6 protein-coding genes are annotated in these 6,858 nt (G+C 71.7%); 4 read left to right on the top strand and 2 right to left on the bottom strand.

What is annotated here, in order from left to right; genetic code table 11:
• The first annotated feature begins 211 nt into the window (after positions 1–211).
• The 3 genes from aroF to MPTA5024_RS05230 all read left to right on the top strand — a co-directional run bounded on the left by aroF (position 212) and on the right by MPTA5024_RS05230 (position 3,630).
• The gene (aroF, locus tag MPTA5024_RS05240) at positions 212–1,249 is read left to right on the top strand and encodes a 3-deoxy-7-phosphoheptulonate synthase (protein WP_036320366.1); all 1,038 of its coding nucleotides are present in this window, start codon (positions 212–214) and stop codon (positions 1,247–1,249) included.
• Between the two features lie 29 nt (positions 1,250–1,278).
• The gene (locus tag MPTA5024_RS05235) at positions 1,279–2,136 is read left to right on the top strand and encodes a prephenate dehydrogenase (RefSeq protein ID WP_051457722.1); all 858 of its coding nucleotides are present in this window, start codon (positions 1,279–1,281) and stop codon (positions 2,134–2,136) included.
• A gap of 342 nt (positions 2,137–2,478) precedes the next feature.
• Positions 2,479–3,630, top strand: a complete 1,152-nt coding sequence (locus MPTA5024_RS05230; RefSeq protein ID WP_036320364.1) for a cellulose binding domain-containing protein — start codon at positions 2,479–2,481, stop codon at positions 3,628–3,630.
• A 94-nt stretch (positions 3,631–3,724) separates the two neighbouring features.
• Here the strand turns inward: MPTA5024_RS05230 and MPTA5024_RS40620 are convergent, their stop codons facing one another.
• Together MPTA5024_RS40620 and MPTA5024_RS05225 are read right to left on the bottom strand one after the other, a co-directional pair.
• Positions 3,725–3,892: a DUF6052 family protein gene (locus tag MPTA5024_RS40620; RefSeq protein ID WP_157099297.1), complete on the bottom strand. Its 168-nt coding sequence runs from the start codon at positions 3,890–3,892 to the stop codon at positions 3,725–3,727.
• Positions 3,876–5,207: a phenylacetate--CoA ligase family protein gene (locus MPTA5024_RS05225; protein ID WP_198166956.1), complete on the bottom strand. Its 1,332-nt coding sequence runs from the start codon at positions 5,205–5,207 to the stop codon at positions 3,876–3,878. Before MPTA5024_RS05225 ends, MPTA5024_RS40620 begins: the two co-directional genes overlap by 17 nt.
• A 346-nt stretch (positions 5,208–5,553) precedes the next feature.
• On the opposite strand from MPTA5024_RS05225, the gene MPTA5024_RS05220 reads away from it, so the two are divergent.
• Positions 5,554–6,843: an acyltransferase family protein gene (locus tag MPTA5024_RS05220; RefSeq protein ID WP_063794621.1), complete on the top strand. Its 1,290-nt coding sequence runs from the start codon at positions 5,554–5,556 to the stop codon at positions 6,841–6,843.
• The last annotated feature ends 15 nt before the right edge of the window (positions 6,844–6,858 follow it).

The raw sequence follows: 6,858 nt of genomic DNA, 5'->3' as shown, positions 1-6,858 counted from the left end.
GCCCTCGCGCGTCCCGGCCGGGCGCCCCGGCCCGGCCGGCGACGGGGAGGGCGGCGCGCCCGCCCGCCGCTTCGCGGAAATGACAGGAAGCGGTTGCCGGCGGGCAACTTACTGCCTTTCCTTCGCCTGGCCCACCGGCCGTCCGCGTCAGAAAATCAAGGTACGAGAAACACACGGCAGCGAGAAAAGGCGAAGAAAGGTCGGTGCACATATGGTTATCGTGATGGCCGCGGACGCCACCCCCTGGGACATCCAGGCGATCGTCGAGCTCGTCGAGGCGGCCGGCGGCGAGGCGTTCGTCAGCCGCGGAGTGAGCAGGATCATCATCGGCCTGGTCGGCGACGTCGACCAGTTCGCCACGCTGAACCTGCGCGGCATGCCCGGCGTCCGCAACGTGGTCCGCATATCGGCGAAGTACAAGCTGGTCAGCCGGGAGCACCACCCCGAGCGGTCCACCGTCAGGGTGGCCGGGGTGCCGATCGGCCCCCGGACCGTCACGCTGATCGCCGGGCCCTGCGCCGTCGAGACCCCCGACCAGACCCTCGCGGCCGCCCGCATGGCGCAGGCGGCCGGCGCCACCCTGCTGCGCGGCGGCGCGTACAAGCCGCGCACCTCGCCGTACGCGTTCCAGGGGCTGGGGGAGCGCGGGCTGCGCATCCTCGCGGAGGTGCGCGAGGAGACGGGCCTGCCCGTCGTCACGGAGGTCGTCGGCGCGCACGACGTCGAGACCGTCGCGTCGTACGCGGACATGCTGCAGGTCGGCACCCGCAACATGCAGAACTTCGCGCTCCTGCAGGCGGTCGGCGAGGCCGGCCGCCCGGTCCTGCTCAAGCGCGGCATGAACGCCACGATCGAGGAGTGGCTGATGGCCGCCGAGTACATCGCGCAGCGCGGCAACCTCGACATCGTGCTGTGCGAGCGCGGCATCCGGACGTTCGAGCCGTCCACCCGCAACACGCTCGACATCTCGGCGGTGCCGGTCGTGCAGCGGCTGTCGCACCTGCCGGTCATCGTGGACCCGTCGCACTCGGGCGGGCGGCGCGACCTGGTGCTGCCGCTCAGCCGGGCCGCGGTCGTCGCCGGCGCGGACGGCGTCATCGTCGACGTGCACCCCCACCCCGAGATCGCCCTGTGCGACGGGCCGCAGGCCCTCGTCCACGAGGACCTGGAGGAGCTGGCCAGGTCGGTGGCGGAGCTCACCGCGTTCATGGGCCGCCGGCAGCCCGCGGGCGAGCTGGTGGCCGGCTGAGGGCGAGGGCAGGGATCAGGGGAGCACCGATGGAAACGACCGCCCTCCGCCGCGTCACCGTCATCGGCACCGGGGTCATCGGGACCTCGATCGCGCTCGCGATGCGCCGCGCCGGCGCCCGCGTCGCGCTGGCCGACCGCGACCCGGCCGCCCTGGCCCAGGCGAGGCTGATGGGCGCGGGCGTGCCGCTGGCCGCCGGCGACCCGCCCGCCGACGTGGTGGTCGTCGCCACCCCGCCCTCCACCGTCGCGGCCGTGCTGCGCGACGCCCAGGACCGCGGGCTCGGCGTCGTCTACACCGACGTCGCCAGCACCAAGGCCCGCATCCTGGCCGAGGCCGAGCTTGCCGGATGCGACGTGTCCGCCTACGTGCCCGGCCACCCGATGGCCGGCCGCGAGCTGTCGGGCCCGGCCGCCGCGCACCCCGATCTGTTCGACGGCCGTCCCTGGGCGCTGTGCCCGCATCCGGCGCTGCCGGCCGAGACCCTCCGCGTGGCCGCCGAGCTGGTGCGCGCCTGCGGGGCGCGGGCCCGGATCCTCGCTCCCGACCAGCACGACCGCGTGGTGGCCGAGGTGTCCCACGCCCCGCACCTGGTGTCGGCCGCGCTCGCCGCCCGCTTCGCCGCCGCCGACGAGACGGTCCTGTCGCTCGCCGGGCGGGGGCTGCGGGACACGACGCGGATCGCGAACGGCGCGCCCGTGCTCTGGTGCGACATCCTGGAGCACAACGCCGACCAGGTGGCCGCCGTGCTGGAGGACGTGGTGCGCGATTTGGCGGAGGCGGCCTCCGCGCTGCGCGCCTCGGGCCGCCTCCGGTCGGGAAGCCTCGCCGACCTGCTCACCCGCGGAAACCAGGGCCGCCGCCACATCGCCGACCGCGTCGCCTGAGGACGGAATCCGCGCGACGGGCTGAAACATTCATCGGCTGGAGCCGGTGCTGACCTGGGGAACGGCCGTGGAGAAGGTGATCGCGGGACGCGGAGGCTGGACCGCGCCACCTCCGCGTCGCATGATCTGAGGAGAGTCCTCCCCGGTCCGTCCACCGTTCCGGCGTCGAGGACGAACGGGGAGTGACGGCCAAGAACGGCCGCGCGCGCCCGGGCACCGTGCGGCTCACCGGCCGGCGGGCCCGAGGTCGCCCCTTCCCTGCGCGACGGCACGATCCCGTTTCCGACCTTGTACGCCGCGGACCGGTCCGGGGGACACGGCCGCCCGGATGAAAGAGGTCCCATGCCCGTTCTCCGTTCCCGCAGGTCCGCCGTACGCGGCGGCCTGCTGCTCGCAGGCTGTGCGGTCACCGCCACGGCGGCCCTGGTCGCGAGCCTGACCCCCGCCGCGGGCGCGGCGCGCAACCCCGTCGCGGCGGTCACCGCCGACACCACCCCGCCCAGCACCCCGGGCGGCCTCACCTCCCGCTACGTCCAGACCGACGGCGCGGCCGGCCTCGCCTGGAAACCGTCCACGGACGACGTCGGCGTCACGGGGTACGAGGTGTACGCCTGGACGCACGGCCAGGCGAACGACGCTATCGCCCGCGTCAACGCCTCCATCACGACCTCGGCCGACGAGGTCACCGCCGTCGTCAGCGGTCTCATCCACGGCCGGAACTACCTGTTCTCCGTGGTGGCCGTCGACGCGGCCGGCAACCGGAGCGTGGCCAGTCTCCTCGTCCGCGTCACCGCGGCGGCCTACCCGCCCATCCCCAGCCCGACTCCCATGATGCCGGTGCAGACACCCACGGCCCTGAGGTTCGACCCGTATCCGGGGGAGCCGACCTCCGGGTTCCTGTCGTGGAACTCGAGCGGCAACCCGGCCGGCACGTACTTCGAGGTGTTCCGCCGCTCCTCCACCGGCTGGGATCACGTGGACTCCACCTCCCTGCCGCGGACCATGGTGTCCACCGGCAGTGAGCCCTCCTACGCCTTCCAGGTGGTGTCGCGGGGCACGTCCGAGGACCTGAGCACCCCGTCGGAGCCACTGACCGTTCCCGGCGTCCCGGCGTCCCCACCGCCGTCGTCGCCCCCGCCCTCGTCTCCGCCACCGTCGTCGCCTCCGCCCTCCTCGGGCTGCGCCGTCACCTACACGGCGTGGAGCTGGCCGAGCGGCTTCACCACCGATCTCGTCGTCAGGAACACGGGCGCCACGGCGATCGACGGGTGGCGGCTGGAGTTCGCGTTCCCGCTGTCCACGCAGCACGTGACGTCGGGCTGGTCGGCCACCTGGGCGCAGTCGGGGACGGCCGTCAGCGCGACCAACCTCGGCTGGAACACGACGCTCAAGCCCGGCGCCTCCGTGCGCATCGGGTTCAACGGGACGCACTCCGGGAGCAACCCGTCACCCACGGCCTTCACCCTCAACGGCCGCGCCTGCACGACCGGCTGATCGGCTCGATGGGGATGTGACGCAGAGATCCCGCACCGGCGACGGGGGGTTGGCCGGTGCGGGATCTCGTCCGGAGGGGCCGCGGGGGCCCGGGTCAGTCCAGGCCCTGACCCTCGACGGCCACCTGGAGTTCGGTGGCCGCCATGCGCACCGCCGTCAGGACGGCGGGCACCTCGCACTCGTCGGCCAGCCGCGTCAGCGCGGCGTGGCACTCGAGGAGCCGCTGCTCCTGGTCCGCCGACAGCTCAGCTCGACCGTTCATCATGGAACCTCGCCGCCTTCACCTCGAAACGGGGGAGCGTGCCGGGCTCGGCGTACTCCACGTCGGGACGGATGCCGATCTCGCGCTTGACCGCGGTGCTGACCCGTTCGCCGAGCGCCGCGAGGTCGAGGCCCGCATCGGCCTTGGGCTCGATCCGCAGGACGATCGTGTCGAGCCCGCGGACCGTCCGCAGGACCGTCTGGTACTCGCCGACCTCGTCGAAGCCGCGCAGCACGTCCTCGATCATCACCGGCGTGACCGAGACGCCGCGGATCTTGCGCATGTCGTCGCGGCGGCCCAGGATGCCGCCGTCGTACCAGTCCCAGGTGCGCCCGCAGCCGCACTCGTGCCAGGGCCGCTTGACCACGAGGTCGTCGGTCCAGTGGCGGAACAGCTGGATGCCCTCGCGGCCGAGACCGGTGGTCACCCGGATCCCCTCCTCGCCGTAGTCCACCGGGCGCAGGGTGTCGGGGTGGAGGACCTCCTCGATGATGGCGGTCTCGATGATGTGGCAGCCGCCGTGCAGCGACGGGCACTCGAACATCGACACCGTGCCGAACTCCGTGGTGCCGGCCGCGTTGAACACCCGCGCGCCGAAGCCCTCGGAGATGGCCCGCGTCGTCGATTCGGGCCGGGGCTCGCCGCCCGCCATGATGATCTGGACGTTGCCGTCCACGGCGAGGTCGACGCCCATCTCCTTGGCGGTCTCCAGCAGCCGCATGGCGTAGCTCGGGGTGCAGCCGAGCACCTCGATCTGGTGGTCGACGAGGAGCTTCACCCGGGTCCGGGAGTCGAGGCCGCCGGCGGGGACGACCGTGCAGCCCATGCGCTCCAGCCCGTAGTGCATCCCCCAGAAGCCGATGAACAGGCCGTACCCGAAGGCGACCAGGCCCTTGTGCTGGGGGCGCACCCCCATGCCGTACAGGACGGTGCACCACACGTCGACGCCCCACACCCAGTCGTGGGGGGTGTCGAAGGTCCGGACGGGGAGGTCCCCGCTCGTCCCGCTCGTCTGGTGGTACCGGATGCCGAGCGAGGGGTCCACCGACGGCAGCGTGCCGTACGGCGGGGCCTCCTGCTCGGCGGCGATGATCTCCGACTTGCGGAGCAGCGGGACCCGGGCGGCGTAGTCGTCCAGCGACCGGATGTCGTCCGGGAGGCGCTCGCTCCAGAACTTCGACTGCTTCCTCGCGCGCTCCAGGGCGCGCCGCAATTTACGCCACTGCCACTGCGCCAGGTCCTGGCGCGGCATGGTCTCCGCCCTGCGGTTCCAGTACTCCAGCTCGTCGGGGCGTACTCGCTCGAACGATGCCATCACGTCTCCCTGAGGTCAGGGCCGGACCCGGCCTCGGCCGCGAAAGGCAACGGTCGATCCGCCGAGCCTGGCTCCGACATCGTTACGCCGGACGGCTCGGCCGCACATCTCTGAAAATGCGGTATTGGGCTTATTTCGAGCGATTGTCTCCTATTAGTAGCGTCATTACCTTACTCGCCAATAGGCCGCTCCGTAAGGTCTCTATTCAAGCATTTCAGGAGATGTCCGTCATGCGGCTCTGACGTAAGGATGGCCAGGTCAGGATCGGCAGATTCCCCTTTGCCCGTGAATGGACTGGCCGGAACGACGTCGGTCGAGCTGATGCATACATGACGGGAGACACCGAATGGTGGCAACTGAGGCGTCGAGCGGGCCACGCGTGGCGTCGCCCGGCGCGAGAAGGGAACCAAGGTTCGACGGCCTGCGCGGCCTCATGGCGTTCGGCGTGGTCGTCTTCCACGTGGCCTACGAGGCCGGGGTCAGCAACCACATCAACGACAAGGGCGCCGGCATCTGGGGCTTCATCACGGAGGGGCTGGAGGTCTGCCTGCCGCCCTTCTTCGTGCTGTCGGGCCTGCTGCTGTACCGCTCGTTCGCCCGCTCGATCCTCGCGGGCACCCCGCGGCCGTCCGCCGGCCGCTTCCTGTGGGGCCGCGTGCTGCGGATCATCCCGGGCTACTGGGTGCTCACCGCCGTCGCCCTGCTGATCTTCAACTTCTTCAGCATCGGCAGCGTGTGGGACGTACTCAAGCCCGTCCTGCTGCTCCACTTCCTGTTCACGGTCGACCCGGCGAACTGGCTCATCGGCATGGAGCCGACCTGGACCGTCCCGGCCGAGGCGTTCTTCTACGTCTCGCTGCCGATCATGGCCGTGGTCGTCAACCGGTACGCCCGCAGGGCCGCCGACACGCGGACGCGGATGCTGCGCATGCTGGTCCCGCTGGCCGCCATCGCCCTCATCGGCCACGCGTGGATCGCCTTCGCCTACCTGCCCGCGACCTCGGCCTACGTGTGGTACTTCAACTTCTGGCCGTTCGGGTACATCGGGTTCTTCGCCGCCGGCATGGCCCTCGCGACCGTGTCCGCGTACGCGGAGGTCAGCGGGACCACGCCCGGGCTCTACCGGTTCGTCAAGAAGCACCCCAACCTGCTGTGGCTCGGTGCCCTGGTCGTGTTCGTCGTCAACGTGCCCAAGCCGTTCGGCGAGCCCGGGGCCGGCACCTGGGGCGCCTTCGGCCAGGAACTGATCATGCACACGCTGCTGTTCGCGTTCGCGGTGCTGATCGTCACCCCGCTGACCGTGCCGGGTGCCCGGTCGCGTCTCATCGACGCCACGCTGACCACACCGCCCGTGCGCTACCTCGGCAAGATCTCGTACGGCATCTACCTGTGGCACGTGCCGTTCATCCACCTCTGGTTCAAGAACGCCAGCATCTTCGGCGTCCACCCCGGCACCTCCCAGTCGTTCCGCGGGGACGTCGGGTTCTGGCCGCTGCTGGCGTACGTGATGGTGGGCACGGTGATCGTGGCCACGGCCAGCCACTACCTGATCGAGCGCCCGGTGCAGCGGCTGCGCGGCCGGCGCGAGCGCGCGGCGCGCGAACCGGGCGCCGCGCTCGCCCCCGCGGAGGGCTGACCGCGCGGGAGGCCC

The sequence above is a fragment of the Microbispora sp. ATCC PTA-5024 genome (genome assembly GCF_000511135.2).
Classification (GTDB): domain Bacteria; phylum Actinomycetota; class Actinomycetes; order Streptosporangiales; family Streptosporangiaceae; genus Microbispora; species Microbispora corallina.
This window is presented reverse-complemented; position numbering and strand designations above follow the sequence as displayed.